At 66.6% G+C, this 16,856-nt stretch carries 15 protein-coding genes and 1 tRNA gene; 5 read left to right on the top strand and 11 right to left on the bottom strand.

Annotated features, from left to right (window positions below):
• Positions 1-15: 15 nt before the first annotated feature.
• From pknB to AC5RVS_RS02675, 7 genes are read right to left on the bottom strand one after another with little or no spacing between them, the layout of a single operon-like run.
• On the bottom strand, positions 16-1,947 hold the full coding sequence (gene pknB, locus AC5RVS_RS02705) for a Stk1 family PASTA domain-containing Ser/Thr kinase (RefSeq protein WP_494107004.1): 1,932 nt from the start codon (positions 1,945-1,947) through the stop codon (positions 16-18).
• Between the two features lie 37 nt (positions 1,948-1,984).
• On the bottom strand, positions 1,985-3,754 hold the full coding sequence (locus tag AC5RVS_RS02700; RefSeq protein ID WP_494107003.1) for a protein kinase domain-containing protein: 1,770 nt from the start codon (positions 3,752-3,754) through the stop codon (positions 1,985-1,987).
• The gene (locus AC5RVS_RS02695) at positions 3,751-5,199 is read right to left on the bottom strand and encodes a peptidoglycan D,D-transpeptidase FtsI family protein (RefSeq protein ID WP_493988408.1); all 1,449 of its coding nucleotides are present in this window, start codon (positions 5,197-5,199) and stop codon (positions 3,751-3,753) included. Before AC5RVS_RS02695 ends, AC5RVS_RS02700 begins: the two co-directional genes overlap by 4 nt.
• Positions 5,196-6,617 (bottom strand): FtsW/RodA/SpoVE family cell cycle protein, encoded by a 1,422-nt coding sequence (locus AC5RVS_RS02690; protein WP_494107002.1) that lies wholly within the window; start codon positions 6,615-6,617, stop codon positions 5,196-5,198. The genes AC5RVS_RS02695 and AC5RVS_RS02690 overlap by 4 nt, the downstream gene beginning before the upstream one ends.
• 3 nt (positions 6,618-6,620) lie before the next feature.
• Positions 6,621-8,156 (bottom strand): PP2C family protein-serine/threonine phosphatase, encoded by a 1,536-nt coding sequence (locus tag AC5RVS_RS02685; RefSeq protein WP_494107001.1) that lies wholly within the window; start codon positions 8,154-8,156, stop codon positions 6,621-6,623.
• A gap of 2 nt (positions 8,157-8,158) precedes the next feature.
• Entirely contained in the window at positions 8,159-8,635 is a 477-nt protein-coding gene (locus AC5RVS_RS02680) for an FHA domain-containing protein FhaB/FipA (RefSeq protein ID WP_494107000.1), read from the bottom strand.
• On the bottom strand, positions 8,635-9,372 hold the full coding sequence (locus AC5RVS_RS02675; protein WP_494106999.1) for an FHA domain-containing protein: 738 nt from the start codon (positions 9,370-9,372) through the stop codon (positions 8,635-8,637). The genes AC5RVS_RS02680 and AC5RVS_RS02675 overlap by 1 nt, the downstream gene beginning before the upstream one ends.
• A gap of 361 nt (positions 9,373-9,733) precedes the next feature.
• On the opposite strand from AC5RVS_RS02675, the gene AC5RVS_RS02670 reads away from it, so the two are divergent.
• Positions 9,734-9,816 (top strand) — tRNA-Leu (locus tag AC5RVS_RS02670).
• 165 nt (positions 9,817-9,981) lie between these two features.
• Here the strand turns inward: AC5RVS_RS02670 and AC5RVS_RS02665 are convergent.
• Positions 9,982-10,332, bottom strand: a complete 351-nt coding sequence (locus AC5RVS_RS02665) for a DUF5997 family protein (RefSeq protein ID WP_493988896.1) — start codon at positions 10,330-10,332, stop codon at positions 9,982-9,984.
• 60 nt (positions 10,333-10,392) lie between these two features.
• On the opposite strand from AC5RVS_RS02665, the gene AC5RVS_RS02660 reads away from it, so the two are divergent.
• Genes AC5RVS_RS02660 through AC5RVS_RS02650 form a run of 3 tightly spaced genes read left to right on the top strand, consistent with a single transcriptional unit; the run spans position 10,393 to position 12,874 of the window.
• Positions 10,393-11,202, top strand: coding sequence for a LysR family substrate-binding domain-containing protein (locus tag AC5RVS_RS02660; RefSeq protein WP_493988413.1), 810 nt, complete (start codon positions 10,393-10,395; stop codon positions 11,200-11,202).
• 50 nt (positions 11,203-11,252) lie between these two features.
• Positions 11,253-12,032: an inositol monophosphatase family protein gene (locus AC5RVS_RS02655; protein ID WP_494106998.1), complete on the top strand. Its 780-nt coding sequence runs from the start codon at positions 11,253-11,255 to the stop codon at positions 12,030-12,032.
• 44 nt (positions 12,033-12,076) lie between these two features.
• On the top strand, positions 12,077-12,874 hold the full coding sequence (locus AC5RVS_RS02650; protein WP_494106997.1) for an enoyl-CoA hydratase/isomerase family protein: 798 nt from the start codon (positions 12,077-12,079) through the stop codon (positions 12,872-12,874).
• 23 nt (positions 12,875-12,897) lie between these two features.
• On the opposite strand, the gene AC5RVS_RS02645 is transcribed toward AC5RVS_RS02650, so the two are convergent.
• Both AC5RVS_RS02645 and AC5RVS_RS02640 read right to left on the bottom strand, forming a co-directional pair.
• A complete protein-coding gene (locus AC5RVS_RS02645; RefSeq protein ID WP_494106996.1) occupies positions 12,898-13,125 on the bottom strand; it encodes a hypothetical protein in 228 nt (75 codons plus the stop codon).
• Positions 13,126-13,189: 64 nt separating this feature from the next.
• On the bottom strand, positions 13,190-14,875 hold the full coding sequence (locus AC5RVS_RS02640; RefSeq protein ID WP_494106995.1) for a nuclease-related domain-containing DEAD/DEAH box helicase: 1,686 nt from the start codon (positions 14,873-14,875) through the stop codon (positions 13,190-13,192).
• A 226-nt stretch (positions 14,876-15,101) separates the two neighbouring features.
• On the opposite strand from AC5RVS_RS02640, the gene AC5RVS_RS02635 reads away from it, so the two are divergent.
• Positions 15,102-15,686: an SRPBCC family protein gene (locus AC5RVS_RS02635; protein ID WP_494106994.1), complete on the top strand. Its 585-nt coding sequence runs from the start codon at positions 15,102-15,104 to the stop codon at positions 15,684-15,686.
• 41 nt (positions 15,687-15,727) lie between these two features.
• Here the strand turns inward: AC5RVS_RS02635 and pstS are convergent, their stop codons facing one another.
• Positions 15,728-16,843, bottom strand: a complete 1,116-nt coding sequence (pstS, locus tag AC5RVS_RS02630) for a phosphate ABC transporter substrate-binding protein PstS (protein ID WP_493988419.1) — start codon at positions 16,841-16,843, stop codon at positions 15,728-15,730.
• Positions 16,844-16,856 lie beyond the last annotated feature (13 nt).

Here is a 16,856-nt window from a genome sequence, read left to right as displayed (position 1 = left end):
CTCTACCGGTTGGGCTCAGTCGTTGCCGTTGCCGTTCCCATTGCCGCGGCCGTTCCCGCTGCCGTTGCCGGAGTTGTTCCCGCTGCCGGAGCCATTTCCTTTGTTGGAATCCTCCGGGTCGGACGTCGCGGTCTCCGAGGGCTCAGGTGCAGGCGGTTCAACGGTGACCGTCAGGACAATGTCGGTACCCTGTTCGACGTCCGTTCCCGCTTTAACGCTCTGGCCGACGACGGTGCCGGGCGCGACCACCTCGTTGTCGACCTCTTGCACCCGGTAGGGCAGGGCGACGGCCGCGTCTTCCAGCATCGTGCCGGCTTCTTCGAGAGTCTTGTTCATCAGGTCGGGAACGCGCACCATGCCGTTCGAGATGACCAGGTCCACCGTGGAGCCGGTCTTGACCTTCTCGCCGGGAGCGGGCTTGGTGGTCACCACATTCCCGCGCGGCAGGGTGGCGCTGTTCGCCGGAACGTTTTCCCCCGGCTCCAGACCCAGGTTCCGGAGCTTGTCCCGTACCTCGGCTTCGGTGCGGCCGGCCAGGTCCTTGGGAATGGTGGCGAATTCGCTGCCTTGGGAGATGTAGACCACGACTTGGCTGCCCGGTTCCAGCTGTTCTCCGACGTCCGGATCGGTTCGGGTTGCCATGCCCGCCTCGACGTCGTCGCTGAACTCCTGTTCAACCCGTGGCTGGAGGTCCGCTGCCCAGACGGCGTTGGTAGCGGCGTTCTGGTCCATCCCCGCCACGGCTGGAACGGCAACCGTATCCGGGACGGCGTTCTGCACCAGCATGTTGTAGACGTAGTAGCCCCCGCCCACCAGCACCAGCAGCAGGGCAATGATCAGCGTGACAATCCAGGCCCGGCGCTTGGCCCGGCGTTCGGGTTCGATGTCCTCTTCGGTGCCCACGGCCAAGGCTGTGGGAAGATGCCCGCGGTCATAGGAGGCGGTGTCCGGTCCGGCGTCGTCGTCGGGTGGGTAGGCGGTGTGGGATAGTTCCGGGGATTCGTCAGACACGGCCTGGGCCTGCTGCGTGATCAGTTCCGTGGCGGGAGCCAGTGCGGGGAACGCTTCCGTTGCCGCCCCGGCCGCCTGGTGCGACGTCCCGGCCAGGGCCGCACGCAGCGCGTCCGAGAATGCCGCGGCGGTCTGGAACCGGTCGGCTTTGTCCTTTTGGAGCGCATGTTCCAGCACGGAATCCAGCGCAGGAGTGACGTCCGGGTTGAAGCGGCTGGCCGGTTCGGGGAGTTCGCGGACATGCTGGTAGGCCACGGAGACCGGGCTGTCACCGATGAAGGGCGGACGGCCGGCAAGCATTTCGTAGAGCAGGCAGGCGGCCGAGTACAGGTCGCTGCGCGCATCCACGGCTTCGCCCCGGGCCTGCTCGGGGGAAAGGTACTGCGCGGTCCCCAGGACGGCCTGGGTCTGCGTCATCGTCGCTGCCGAATCGGCCAGCGCCCGTGCGATGCCGAAGTCCATCACCTTCACGCTGCCGTCCGGCGTGACCATGACGTTGGCCGGCTTTATGTCGCGGTGCACGATGCCCGAGCGGTGGCTGTATTCGAGCGCGGCCAGGACGCCGAGGGCATAGCGGACCGAATCCTCGATGCTCAGCTCGCGGGCCTTGATGAATTCACGCAGCGTCCGGCCCCGGACGTACTCCATCACGATGAACGGGACCTTGACGTCGTGCGCCGCACCCCCGGGTAGATCCATGTCCCCGGTGTCGTAGACGGCAACGATTGCCGGGTGGTTCAGCCCGGCCACCGCTTGGGCTTCGCGCCGGAACCGGGACTGCAGCATCGGGTCGCGGGCGAGGTCGGCGCGCAGCTGCTTGACCGCCACCGAGCGGCCCAGGCGGATGTCGCGGCCCAGCAGCACATCGGCCATCCCGCCGCGTCCGATGAGTTCACCCACCTCGTAGCGGCCAGCCAGAATGTGCGGCGAGTCCACTGGTTGTCGTCCTTCCATCAAACCGGCCATGATCCGGTCACGGTTTACCGCCGCGCGTGTCGGGAGCGGAGGTCGGCAGGCCCTTGGCATCCGGGGAGCCCGTCTCCGTCGGCGCCGGGGTTTCTTCTTCCGGACCGCTGGAGACCACGTAGCTGACCGTGGACCCGGGCGGGACGTCGCCGCCGGAGGGCGAGAGGCTGAGCACGGTGCCGGCCTCTTCATCGCTCGGCTGTTCGCCGGACTTCTGCGGAACCAAGCCCACGTCGCTCAAGGCTTTTTGTACCTGCTGCTCGGATTGGCCCACCAATCCGTTGGGAATGGTGACCGTTCCAGGGCCTGTGGAATATACGACGGTGATCCTTTCGCCCTCGGGAACGGTGCCGGTCGGGGCGATATCGATGACCGTGTTTTCCGCTGCTTCGTTCTCGACTGGTTGCGGAACCACTTGGTAGCCCATGTTTTCGAGCTCGGACCGGACCTCGCTAAACGGCCGGCCCAGGAATGCATTGGCTGACAGCTGGTGGCTTTCCACCGTCGGCGTTTGGGTCGGTGGTTCCTCGGTCTCGTCTTCGGTTGGCGCGGCGGAGGTGGTCTTCGGCGCCGACCGTGTCGCCGAGCTGGAGGCGGCCGGCGACGACTCCGTGCCGCCGGTGGGGGTCAGCATGGGCAGCAGGATCGCGCCGGCCACGGCGAACATAATCAGCAGGATCAAGCCGACCAAGGGCCAGGTCCAGGGACTGCGTTTCTTCTGCTGGCGGCGCGGTGTTTCGTCGGGCTCGTCGTTGTCCAGATCCTGGTCGGTCCAGTTCCGTTCGGCGCCAAGGCTCGCTGCTTCTGCGTCGTCGACGGCAGGCAGCTGGGATGTCCCGGCGCTGACGGCGCGGGTCGGAGCCGTTCCGGCGGCGGGGACCGGAGCAGTCATCAAACCGGTGCTGTCGTCGCCTCCGAACAGCAGCATGCCCGGGACAGCTGCTTCGGCGGCCCGGATGTTGCCGGCACGGATGGCGTCGGCCGCCTCGGCGAGCTTTTCCGCGTTGGCCGGCCGGTCGGCCGGGTCCTTGGCCAGCATGGACATCAGCAGTGCGCGGACCGGCCGCGGCAGGGACTCGGGCAACGGCGGGGGAGTGTCGTTGACCTGGGCCAAGGCAATGGCGATCTGCGACTCCCCGGAGAACGGCCGGGCACCGGAGAGGCATTCGTAGCCGATGACGCCGAGCGAATAGATGTCGCTCTGTCCGGTGGCAGTCTGTCCCGTCGCCTGCTCCGGCGCCAGATACTGGGCGGTGCCCATGACCTGGCCGGTGGCGGTCAGCGGAACCTGGTCGGCCAGCCGCGCAATGCCGAAGTCGGTGATCTTGACCCGGCCTTCGGGCGTGATCAACAGGTTTCCGGGCTTGACGTCGCGGTGTACCAGGCCCTGGGCGTGGGCGACGGCAAGCGCCTTGGCCGTCTGGGTGATGATGGACAGCGTCCGGTCCGGTGATAGCACGCGCTCGCGCTCGATGATGGCCGAGAGCGGATGGCCGGGCACGAGCTCCATCACCAGGTAGGCGGATCCGGCCTCTTCGCCGTAATCAAAGACATTGGCAATACCGGTGTGGTTCAGCAGCGCGGTGTGCCGGGCCTCGGCTCGGAAGCGGTTGAGGAAGCCCGGGTCGCCCGTGTACTCCTCCTTGAGGACCTTGATGGCGACAATGCGGCCCAGGACCTGGTCCTGCGCCTTCCAGACCTCACCCATGCCGCCGATAGCGATACGTTCAGTGAGCTGGTACCTGCCGCCTAAGGTGATACCCGAGGTAGGTCTCACTTATTTAACACCGCCTCTAGGAGTTGCCGAGCACTTGGACTTGATAGTGAAGAACCGGTAGTCACATCGACGTCCTCGAAGACGACTGATACGACGGCCTGGGGGTCATCCGCCGGCGCAAATCCGGTGAACCACGAGTTGTTTCCTTCTTCGCCGGCCAGCAGTTCTGCCGTCCCGGTCTTGCCGGCCACCTCGACGCCCGGAATGGCGGCCCCGCCGCCGATGCCCCGGCTGACCACATTGACCATCCAGTCCTGGATCAGCTGCGCGTTGTCTGCGGAAAGCGAACGCTGCAGTTCTTGGGGCTCGGGGCTGTCCATGACGCGCAGGTCGGGCGCGCGCACCGTGCGCACGAGGTTCGGCTTCATCAGCACGCCGTCGTTGGCGATGGCACTGGTCGTCATGGCCACCTGCAGGGGGGTCACGCGGACGTCGTACTGGCCGATGGCCGACTGGGCGAGCAGGTCATCGCTCATGCCGGTCGGGAACTGGCTCGCGGTGACATGGGTCGGGATCTGGTAGGACTCGCCGTATCCGAACTTGGCGGCCTGCTCTGCGATGGCGTCTTCGCCCAAATCCATGGCGATCTGCGCGAAGGGCGTATTGCAGGATTGCTCCAGGGCGAAGGAAAAGTCGGCGGTGGTCCGGGCTGCACAGCCGCCATTGAGGTAGTTGGGCAGCTCGACGTTAGTGCCGGGAAGCGGCAGGGACGGGGGGTTGTCGAGCTTGCTGTCGGCGTCGTACTGGCCCGACTCCAAGGCGGCAGCGGCTACGACCAGCTTGAACACGGAGCCCGGGGCCAGCAGGCTCTCGGTCGCCGGGTTGGTGAACGGAGACAGGCCCGGCACCTTCTCCAACTCGGCCATGTTCTGCGTGACCTCTTCGGTGTTGTGCCCCGCCAGCGCGTTCGGATCGAAGCTGGGCTTGGAGACCATCGCGAGGATGTTGCCGGTGTCCGGCTCCATCACCACGATCGAGCCCTTCACGCCGTCGGGAATCAGGTCCCAGGCCAGCTGCTGCAGCTCGGGGTCCAAGGTCAGCTCCACGGAGGCGCCCTCGACCTGGCCGCCGGAGAACATCTGCACGATCTGTTCGTAGAAGAACTCGTCGCCGGAACCGGAGAGCTGATCGTTCATCGCCGACTCCATCTGCGTGGAGCCGTACACCAGCGAGTAGAAGCCGGTGATCGGCGCATAGAGCGCGGGTTCGTTGTAGACGCGCTGGTAGGCGAACTCGTCGTCCGATGGAACCGACTCGGCGATCGGATCGCCGCCCACGAGGATGGCGCCCCGGTTCTTGTCGAAGTCCTTGTAAATGGTCCGGCTGTTCCAGGGGTTGGCATTCAGGTTTTCGGCCTCGAAGAACTGCACGACCGTGAGCGATCCAAACAGCAGCGCGAACATCGCGATGGCGACGATCCAAGTATTGCGGATGGCTTGGTTCATGGCTGGATCACCTCCGTGGATCCGGTGTTCCGTCCTTCGGTCTGGTTGCGGCGCGACGGCCGGACCCCACCCGGAGGACGTCGGCCGGCGGCCGGTCCAGTCAGGGCAGGGCGGCGTGCCGCGTCGGAAATCAGCAGCAGCAGGGCGACGATCAGCCAGTTGGCCAGCAGCGAAGAGCCGCCGGCGGCCAGGAACGGTGTGGTCAGGCCGGTCAGCGGGATCAGGCGGGTGACGCCCCCGATCACCACGAAGCACTGCAGCGCCAAGGTGAACGAGAGCCCCGTCGCCAGGAGTTTGCCGAAGGCATCCCGGCTTCCCAGCGCCGCCCGGATGCCACGGCTGACCAAGAGGATGTAGAGCATCACGATGGCGCTGAGCCCGATGAGCCCCAACTCCTCGCCGAGTGCGGCAATGATCATGTCGCTGTTCGCATAGGTCACCAGGTCAGGCCGGCCTTGCCCGAGGCCCGTGCCGGTGAGCGCGCCGCTGGCCAGCCCGAACAGCCCCTGGACGATCTGGTGGCTGCCGCCGATCCGGTTGTAGACCTCGGGGTCGAACGCGTTGATCCAGCCGTCAATACGTGCGGTGACGTGCGGGAACAGCTGGAAGGCCACGACACCGCCCACCGCAATCATGAGCAGGCCGATCAGGACCCAGCTGACGCGGCTGGTGGCCACATAGATCATGGCCATGAACAGGCCAAAGAACAGGATCGAGGAGCCCAAATCCCGCTGGAAGACCAGGACGCCGATGCTGACCAGCCAGGCCACCAGCATGGGGCCCATGTCCTGCCAGCGGGGCAGCTGCAGCGGGCCGATCTTCTTGCCCGCGAGGAGGATGAGGTCGCGGTTCGTGGATAAATACCCAGCGAAGAATATAGCGAGGGTGATTTTCGCGATTTCGCCCGGCTGGAAGGTGGCGAACCCCAGGTTCACCCAGATCCGGGCACCGTTGATTTCCATCCCGACGAACGGCAGCAGCGGCAGGACGAGCAGGATGGCGCTGGTGATCAGCGATATATAGGTGAAGCGACGCAGGACGCGGTGGTCGCGCAGCAGCCAGATAACGGCGACCACGACGGCGATGGCGACGCCGGTCCACAGGAGCTGGCGTCCCGCGGCGGTGTCGTTGTTGGCGATGTCCAGGCGGTGGATCATCGCCAGCCCTAAGCCATTCAGGGCGGTCACGATTGGAAGTATTACCGGGTCGGCATATTTGGCGCGCAAGCGCAGGACCACGTGCACCACGAGGACCAGCACCACCAAGGTGCCGCCCTGGGTGAAGAAGTCGCTGTCGAAGGCCCGGTCCTGGTCGAGCCCTACCAGCATGTTGGCTCCGATGCCCACAATCAAAGCCAGCACGAGCAGGAGCAGTTCGGTGTTGCGCCGGGAACGGGGCACTGTCTGGATGTTACTCATGGCTTATCCACCTACACATTCCGGTGGCACGGTCGGTTGGGGACTGGCCAGCGGTCCCGGAGTCGCCCCCGGCGAACCGCTGGGCCGGTCGGTCGGCACCGCACTGGGGCTGGGTTCGGGTGTCGGGCAGTTCCGCTGGCTGCTGATCCGCAACTGTTCCACGATCTCCTCGGCGTGCCCCAGGTCCCGTGCTGAGATGCTCGAATCCAGCCGCTGCTGTTGGTAGGCGGGCAGGCTGTCCAGCGGGATGTTGTAAACCGTGTCCACATGTGAAAGCGCTATCGGCCCGAAGTTCTGTGAGACGCCGTTGAAGATGGCCACCCGTCCGTCGGCCGAGGCAACGAAATACTGCGTCTGCGTCCACAGGTAGCCGAACCACATGACCGCTACCAGCAGCAACGACATGACGGTCAGGAATGCCGGGATCAGCCATGGCTTGCGGGCCGGCACGGGGGTCTCGGCGTCGGGCGTTTCCGGTTCCTCCGGAGCCTTGTGGGTCAGCATTGCGGCCGCACGGCGCTTGTTGGAGTGGGCCGTGACGATTGGAATCTGTCCGGTTTCGGTGGCCAGTGCCGCGGCACCCACCAACACATGCGGACGGGTCTCCAGCTCCCGGCGGATGGCGTCGGCGCGGATTGCCTCGTGCGGTTGCAGCTGTTCGTCGGCGGCGGCCGTCCCCGCTGCGGCCCCCTCGGGAGAGGCTCCGGCGGCGGGTGTCGGCACCGGGACAGGGGAGGCGACGCCGTCGTGCTTCAGGGCTGATGCCTTCGGCCGTTCCGCGGCGAGGCCAAAGGAGGCGGTATCGGTTTCCTCGGGGGCCGCTTCGGCGACTTCGACCATCACGATGGTCACGTTGTCCGGGGAACCGCCGTCAAGCGTGAGGTCCACCAGTTCATTGACGGCGTCCTGCAGGGTGGGCGCGTTGCGCACCACCGACTCCACCACACTGTCCGGCACTACGGCGTTGAGTCCATCGGAGCAGAGCAGCCACTTCTCCCCCGGCTCGGCCTGATGGCTGGCCAGGTCGAGTTCGGGACTGGCATCGACGTCGCCCAACACGCGCATCAGCACGTTGCGGTGCGGGTGGATCTCGGCCTCCGCGGGAAGGAGCCGGCCTTCGTCGATGAGCCGCTGGACGAAAGTGTGGTCGACGCTGACCTGCTCGAAGGTGCCGTTTTTCAGCCGGTAGGCACGGGAATCGCCGATATGGGCGAATTCGAGCTTGTCGTCATGCAGCAGCAGGGCCGTGACGGTCGTGCCCATGCCCGCCAACTTGGGACTGGTCTGCACCAGTTCCGAAAGAATGGAATTGGCGGTCTGGATTTCGTCCGCCAGCACATTGGCCGGATCCTGATGACCCGGGCGGTCCAGGTGGACCAGGTCCAGCACCGTGGACGCCGAGGCCACGTCACCGCCGGCATGGCCGCCCATGCCGTCGGCAACCACGGCGAGATAGCGCCCGGCGTAGGCGGAATCGTCGTTTTTGGACCGCGCCTTACCCACGTCAGACCGCGCTGCATAGCGCAGAACCAGAGCCACCGTCAGGGCCTCAACTCAATGACCGTCTTGCCGATCCGAATGGGAACGCCGGGGTCAACGGGCAGCGCCCGCGTCAGCTGGTTCTCGGCCAGGTAGGTGCCGTTGGTGGAGCCGAGGTCTTCGATGAACCAGCGGCTGCCCTGCGGAAAGAGCCGGGCGTGCCGGCCGGAGGCATAATCGTCCTCCAGCACCAGCGTGGCTTCCTGGGCCCGGCCCAACAGGATGGGACTCGCGGCCAGTTCCAAGGAGTGCCCTGCCAGCGGCCCTTCCGTGACCACCAGGCGGCGCGGAGCCACCCTGGGAGCCGGAGCGTCCGCCAGTTCGGGATTCTTGCGGACTTCGCGCGCGGTGGGGGAGCCGGTGCGGCTGCGCTTGCCGATCTGCAGGTCCCGCCGCAGGGCGGAGACGATGCTGATGATCATGATCCAGAGCAGGATCAGGAAACCGAACCGCAGCGCGGTGACGACAAGCTCGCCCATTAGGCCCCGCCGCCCCGTGTCGGCAGCAGGCGGAACGTAATGCGGGTGCGGCCCATCGTGATGACGGAGCCGTCGGTGAGGTCAATCTGGCCGTTGATCTTTTGGCCGTTGACATAGCTGCCGTTGGTGGAGCCGAGATCCACGGCCACAGCCGAGCCGCCTTCGGTGCGGATCTCCAGATGGCGCCGCGAGACTCCGGTGTCGTCCACCATGATGTCGGCTTCGGAGGAGCGTCCGAGCACGATGGACGGCGCGTTGAGCGAGTAGCGCTGCCCGTTGATTTCCAGCACGGGCGTCAGCAGGGTGGGCTGGCGCGACGGCGCCGCGGGGGCGCTGCGTTGCGCGGGCTGCTGGTGGTGGCCGTCGGATTTCACCACGGTGGCGTGGACTTCGAAATCGCCGCCCTTGAGTTCGCCGTCCTTGGTGAAGGAAACGCGGACCGGACCCTGCAGCGTGTACTTCTGGCTGTTGACGTGGCGGATGACCACGTCGCACAGTTCTTCGGCCAGGGTGGCGCCCCATTGTTCTGCCATGGCGTAGTCGGAATCGCCCAGCCTGACGTCGAAGACGTTGGGAGCCAGCGTGCGGCCCTGGGCCAAGGTGATGGAACCGTTGTCCAGTTCGCGGCGCAGGCGGCTTGCAATCTCCACCGGCTGCACCTGGCCTTTGCCGCCGACGGAGAAGGCGCCGCGGACCATCTTCTCGATGCCGCGCTCCATACTGTCCAGAATGCCCATCGGGCCGCCTCCTCCCAGAGTTGTGGTCAGGTGTGCCCCGCTGCTACAGCGGACAGGGCACACCTGTCTGGCGATTCTTCCCTTCGATACTACTTGGGCGTGTCCCAAAAGGCCCCATTCAGCAACGATGGCCGCGGGCGCGGCGGCGCCACCGTGTGGTGAACCTCACCGCCATGGAAGCATGACGGCGGCGCGTGGCGCCCGCTGCGCAGGCCCTCCGATCCCCGTCAACGTGCGGTAACTCGGGTGCCGGCGCCCCGATTGGGAATTTGGGACTGTTTCACGCTACTATTGATCTCGCTGTTCTTGAGGAAAGCGAACCGGGAAATCGGTTGGCTGACCACGGGGGCAGGCGAACTGCGCGCGAGTGGCGGAACGGCAGACGCGCTGGCTTCAGGTGCCAGTGTCCGAAAGGGCGTGGGGGTTCAAATCCCCCCTCGCGCACGCAGAGCAAGAGCCCCGGTCTTCGGATCGGGGCTCTTGCCGTTAACGCGTAAGCCCCGGCCCTTCATCGAAGGCGGGCGCTACTTCAAAGGCGGGACGACGGCCGGTTGACGTCCCGCCGGCCGGTAGGCGCTGCCCGGACCGGCAGTGGCCAGCGCCGGCGGATCAGCCTTGTTTGCCGGCTGCCTTCACGCGCTGCTCTTCGGCGCGCACGGCGGCAAACGAGGCGCGTTCTGCCACCAGCCATTCCGGCGGATCCTGCAGCAGGGCGGTGATCTCCGCCGTCGTCAGCGGTTCAGTGATGCCGCCGCGGGCCAGGCCGGAGATGGAGACGTTGAGTTTACGGGCTACCTCCGGCCGCGGATGCGGACCGTTGCGGCGCAGGTCGGCAAGCCATTCCGGCGGATCCGACTGCAGCTGGTTAAACTCCTCGCGCGAGATCAGGCTGTCCTGGAACTCCTGCGGGGCCGCGGGCAGGTAGATGCCCAGTTTCTTGGCGGCCGTGGCCGGTTTCATGGATTGTGCCGATTTCGCGCTCATAAGCCCAGCCTAGCCGCCCTGCGCTACGGTGATGAAGTGCAGGATGCAGACCAGGAGCCGACGACCACGGCCCAATTGGCCGGACTGAAGGTCGGCTACGTCCCGGGCGTGACACCGGGGAAGTGGACCCGCCGGTGGGCGGAGCGGCTGCCCGACGTCCCGCTGACCGCCTTCCAGTGCGGCGAGGAGGAGCAGACAGCCATCCTGCGCGACGGCCGGGCCGACCTGAGCTTCGTGCGGCTGCCGGTGGACCGGGAGGGGCTGAGCGTGATCCCGCTCTATACGGAACTGCCCGTGGTGGTCGCGCCGAAGGAACACGATGTTGCCCTCTACGACGACGAAGTCCCTTACCAAGAGATCGCGCACGAGAACTTCCTGGACCCCGGACAGACGGGCGGCGCCAAGACCGGTATCGAGGTCGTGGCGTCCGGGGCGGGGCTGATGATCCTGCCGATGTCCGTGGCCCGGCTCTACAACCGCAAGGATGTGGTGTACCGAACGGTCACCGACCACCCCGAAACGCAGATCGGCCTCGCATGGCTCACCGACCGGACCGAGGCCGCCATCGAGGAATTCATTGGGATTGTCCGTGGCCGCACGGCGCGCAGTTCGCGCCAGCCCTCGGTGCAGGAACAACAGGGCAAGGGCAAGGGCCGCAAGAACCCGGCCAAGAACGACGGCGGAGCCTCCGGCGCGGGGAAGGGCACCGCTGCGGGAAAGGGCTCCGGATCGGGGCGGGCTCCGGGAACCGGCAAGGGCGCGGGCAAACCGTCCGGCCAGGGCAAAGGCAGGCCAGGCGGCGGCCGCACACCCAAGGGCCGCGGGCCGCGGCGCGGCCGCCGGTAGCAACTGCACCTGCATGCCGTGTTCCCTGCGGCGTTGGCTAGGCTTCAGATATGACCGTGAGCAGCCCTGACCACCTGGACGATACCGAACTCGCGGCCTGGCTGGTGCGCGCCGCAGGAACGCTGGCCAACGGAATGCGGTCGGGGGTGACCACGTTCGAGGAGAAGACCAGCATCTCCGACGTCGTCACCGCTGCAGACCACGCCGCGGAGAAACTGGTCGTGGACACGCTGCGGCAGCTGCGGCCGGAGGACGCGATCCTGGGCGAGGAAGGCTCCAGCCACGAGGGAACCTCCGGCCGGACCTGGGTCATCGATCCGGTGGACGGCACTTACAACTTCTTCACCGGCGGGCACTACTGGTGCTCCGCGCTGGCGCTGACGGATGACGCCGGAGCCCGGCTGGGGGCGGTCTACCACCCCGCCGAGGACGTCCTGTGGATCGGCGGACGGGACCTGCCCACGACCCGGAACGGCCTGCGCGTGGGCGAAATCGCCAGCGCTCCCTTGGCGGCCAGCTGCGCCGCGGCGTACCTGCACCACACGTACTTGCGCGATGAAGCCGCGGGCGAGCCGTACTTGCGCACTCTGCTGGGTTCGGCCACGTACCGTACCTGGGGATCGGCGTCGTGTGAGCTGGCGGCAACCTCCGCCGGAATTTTCGGCGTCTGGTACCAGCAAGGGCTGCCGGACTGGGACTGGCTTCCGGGCAAGACCCTGGTCGAAGCGGCAGGCGGTTCCACCGCTGTCCTGGAGGTCGGTGGCTACCGCTGGTCGGTGGCCGGGGGACACCAGCAGGTGGCGGACGTGGTCGCCCTGCTGAGGGGATGACCACGTCCCGTTCTGCGCGTGCCCTTCCGTGGCATAGTGGGGCTGTGGAAAAGACCTATGAAACGATCCAGCTCGAATGCCTCGGCGAATTGGCCACCGTCGTCATCAACCGCCCCGAGTCGCTCAACTCATTGAACACGCAGGTAGTGGCGGACCTGGCACAATTCGTCGCGGACATCCGCTCGCCGGAGGGCGGGGAAGTTCGCAGCGTCCTGATCACCGGTGCCGGCGGTAAGGCCTTCGCCGCCGGCGCAGACATCCGCGAACTGGCCTCCATGGGACCGGCGGAAGCAGAAGCACACAGTGCAGCCATGCAGGACCTGACGCGGCTGCTGGAGACCCTGGACCTTCCCGTCATCGCCTGCGTCAACGGGTTTGCGCTGGGCGGAGGCTTGGAACTGGCGCTGGCCTGCGACTTCATCTATGCCACGGCCAACGCGAAGTTCGGCCTGCCGGAAGTCGGACTGGGCCTCATTCCTGGCTTCGGCGGGACAGTCCGGCTGCCGCAGCGGGTTGGCCCCGGAATGGCCAGGGAACTGATTTTCACGGGCCGCAGCATCGGCGCCGAGGAAGCCCTGCGGCTCGGACTGGTCAACGCCGTCTTCCCCAGCAAGGACGACATGCTCGACGCCGCCGCCGCCACCTGCCGGGAGATCGCCGCGAAGTCTCCCGCCGCCGTCGCGAATGCGAAGCGTACGGTCGATGCGGCCCTGGGCCGTCCCACCGCTGACGGGTTGCAGGTGGAGCGCAGGGCTTTCGGGCAGGCCTTCACGACTGTTGACTCGCGGATCGGCCGGGATGCCTTCCTGGCCAAGGAGGCGCCCGCCTTCACCGGGCACTGAAGGCGGGCGCGGGCAGGGGTTGATCAGCGACGGCGGCGCCATGCCGGATCGTACTGGGTGGCCAGCCGCGCCAAGGTCAGTCCCGCCAGCAGCAGGCCGACGTCACGGCGCGCCACGTGGTAGAACCCTGACAGCGTCAGCAGGTTGACGATGATGCCCGCCAGCCAGAGGGAAACAATGTAGGCGCCGTAGCGGGGCTTGAGCCAGACGATCATGCCGGCGGCTATTTCCACCACGCCAACGATCAGCATGGCGGTGTGGGCGCTGAAGGGCAGCAGGTTAACGATCCAGGGCGCTCCCGGTGCTGCTTGAAAGTCAATGGCCTTGCTGTTGCTGCTCCGGATCCCAAGGTTCTGTCTGGGTCAATCTCTTGGCCAGGGCAGGGCCGCCAACGCCGGCGATGACCGACCGTTCGCCGACGATGACCAGCAGGCTGCGCGCGCGGGAGAACCCGGAATAGAGCATCTCGCGCGCCCGCTCCGGATCGCCGAAGCCGTTGACTGCCAGTACCACCACCGAGCGTTCGAGTCCCTTGAAGCCAAGCACGTTGCCGTAGAACACGTCGTCGTCAAAAAAGGCGTCCCAGTATCCGTGCCAGCCCAGTGCATCCACCGCCTGCTGATGGGCCGGATGCTTGCGCTTTGTGGTCAGCAGCGCAACCTGCTGCGGGGCCCAGCCTTCACGCTCGAGCAGCTGGGCAACCGCATCGTCGGCCCGCGGGATGACGGTTCCGGCCGTCGCCTCCACCAGCCGGATGCGTGGGCCGGAGAGGCCCCGCGGAATCGCCAGTTCGGTGGACAGCGCGCCGCAGAGTGCCGCGATCTGTTTGGTATTCCGAAGGTTTTCATTCAGTACGAGGGGAGGCGCTTCAATCGGCGGCCGGCCGTCGCGGCCGAAAAGGCGCTGGTCTTCGTCCATGAACACATACAGGCCCCCGGCGGCAGGTTCCTTCAGGCACTCCCGGACGGCCTCCCACCACAACGCACCAAAATCTTGGCCCTCGTCCACGACGATCGCGTCGAAGAGTTCGTGGACCGGCTGGTTCTTGGCCAGCCGTTTGAGCGTCCGGGGGAGGTAGTGCTCGTAGTACTGGTTGGTGAGCAACCGGGGGTCCAGCGGATGGTGCGCGGCCCAGCGGACCGGCAGGTCATAGAACATGCCCACGTGTGCCGGGCGTTCGGCCGGCTTCCACCCGGCGGTCTCGTTTTCGAAGTACCGGGCCAGGCCGCGGCTGGAGCACAGCAGCGCCACCCGCTTTCCGTCGCGGGCCAACCGCCGGGCTTGTTCCAACGCAAGCCAGGTCTTGCCGGTGCCTGCGCCGCCGATCACGCGTGCCCGCGGCTGGTCCTTCAGGACATCAAGGATCGCCGATTGGTCCCGGGTCATCTGCTCGGCGCGGCTTTCGTGCTCGGCCGCCGCGGAGAGGGCACCATCGTCCGGCCGGGGGCGCGTCAGCCATGCCAGGATGCGGTCGGCGATGTCCGGCGCGGTGTCGCCGTCCCCGTCGCCGCAAAAGTTGATGGCTTCCCGGACGGTGTCGTCCGGATACTTCAGGTCCTGGCTGCCGATCACCATGGAACGCCTGAGGCCGGGGATGTCCCAGTGCCGCGGCAGCCAGGTATCCGGAAAGGCCAGCAGATGGGCGAAGCGGACCTTCCGGCTAAGCCCTAAGTGTGAGCCGAGGTAGCGCTGGAGCATGTGCCGGGCGTCCTGGACGTGGACCAAGGGGTCTTTGATGCGGCGCTGCCGGCCGTTCCCGGACTGGAACCACTGGCCCGCGTCGTAGCTGATCTGCCCCCCTTTGACCTCGATGGCCGCGATGCCGACGCCGGGCCAGACAACCAGCAGGTCGATCCGACGGGCGGTGCCGTTTTCGACGATGTTGACCGAATGCAGCAGGGCGGCGGACGGCGGCAGCGTACGCTTCAGCGCCTCCCAAACCTGCCGTTCGGCAGGCTGGTCCCGGCCGAACTCAGGCTGTTCCGGAAAACAGCGCGGCATACCGCCCCCTCAACATCAACGCAGTGGTTTACCACACAGACTACCCAATGCGGGTCATCGGCCCTTTCGCCCCGGAACGCCGGGGCCGTTGCAGCACTCCCTCGCGTGCCGTGTCGGTGTGGCCATTCATTGCCGCGCCACGGGCCGTTCTGTAGCGTTAATGCCAAGTGGCAACCCTGAACGCGGGGGCCTGCGCCGCCGTTCCCCGGGTGGAATGAGGATGATCATGGCAACCATAGAAGAAACGGTCGAGATCGCCCTGCCCGCTCACAAGGTTTATGACGAGTGGCTGCGCTTCGAATACTTTCCCTCCTTCATGCACGGCTTGAAGTCCGTAATCCGGACGTCCGACACGACGCACCATTGGGTCACGAAAGTCGGCGGCGTGCAGCGCGAATTCGATACGGCCGTGACCGAGGATGAGCCCGGACAGCGGATCGTGTGGAGGAGCGAAGGCGGTGTCAGGCACAGCGGCACCGTGACGTTTGGAAGAATCGACGCCGACACAACGTCAATGCACGTTCACATCGATTGGGAGCCAAGTTCCCTGCTGGAGAAGGCCGGTTCCGGGCTGGGATCGGACCACCGGGAGGTGCGCAACGAGTTGTGGCGCTTCAAGACCTTCGTCGAGTCCGGAGGATCGGAAGTGCACGAGCCGGGCAACCAGCAGTTTTACGGCGGAACCTTTGCCGGCGGATTTCCTCCGGAAGCCTCGGCCCAGCCGGACATACCGCGCAACGAGGATGCCAACGCCTACAACCGGGAACCGGACGTCCAGGAGCCGGAGGACCGGGCGGGTTCGGGCAGCTAGTCGGCCGCGTGGCGTGGCGCCGCTCCGGCTTGCGGCCGCCGTCAGGAACGGGCGCTGATCCGCTCCACGGAATCAACGGCGCGCCCTGACAGCTCCTCGGACAGCGGCGCGCTCTTGGCGGAGTCCGCCGCGTCGTTCTGGCCTTCGGGGCTCAGGACATACTGCGCAAACGCCTTGACCAGGTCAACCTTCTCCTGGTCCTCGTACGTGGTGCAGTAGATGTGGTAGGAGACCAACATCAGCGGATAGGCGCCGGGGGCAGTAGTCGTCCGGTCCAATTCCAGGGCCAGATCGTACTCCGGCCGCCCCTCGACGGGTTTTGCTTCGTCCAGCGCCTTGGCTGCCGCTTCTGCGCTCACCGGAACATAGTCCTCGCCGACCTTGAGGTTGACCTTGCCCAGGGGAGCCCCGACGGCGGAATCGTCTGCATAGGTCACGGCGCCTTCCGTGCCGGCCACCATGCTCACAACGCCCGTAGTGCCCTGCGCGTTCTCGCCGGCGTATTCTCCGGGCCAGGTGTCGCTGGGCTCGGGCGTCCAGACATCGGGGACCACGGCGTGCAGGTACTCGGTGAAGGTCTCCGTGGTGCCGGAGTCCTCCGAGCGGTTGACGGGAGTGATCGCAAGATCGGGCAGCTCGATGTCAGGATTGTGCTCCGCGATGGCGGGGTCATCCCACGACTGGATCTCGCCTTGGAAAATTTTGGCAATGGTTTCGGCGTCCAGATTCAGTTCGGTGATGCCCGGAAGATTGAACGCCACGGTGATGGGCGAGATGTAGGCCGGGACGTTGAAGCCGCCGTCCGGGCCGCAGACCTTGCGCGACCGTTCCACTTCTTCGTCGTCCAAGTACGCGTCCGAGCCGGCGAACTCAACGGCACCGGCCAAGAAAGCGGTGCGGCCCGCGCCGGAGCCGTCCGGCGAGTACTGGACCTGCGCGTCGGAGTGGAGCAAGCCGAAGCCAGCCACCCAGGCGTCCATCGCCGCGTTCTGGGACGATGCTCCGGCACCTGTCAGGGTGCCGGACAGGGAGGAGCCCTGCCGGGCGGCGGCTTCCTGGGCCGGACCCAGCGGGTAGTCGGATCCGCAGGCGGCCAGGGACAGGGACATCAGGGCGGCGGTACCAAGGGCGGCCGCGCGGCGTTTCAACTCAGGCATCCGCACTAGCCTA

Source organism: Arthrobacter sp. Y3221048, from assembly GCF_059092685.1.
Note: the sequence above shows the minus strand (reverse complement) of the source record. Positions and strands in the feature narration are given on the sequence as shown.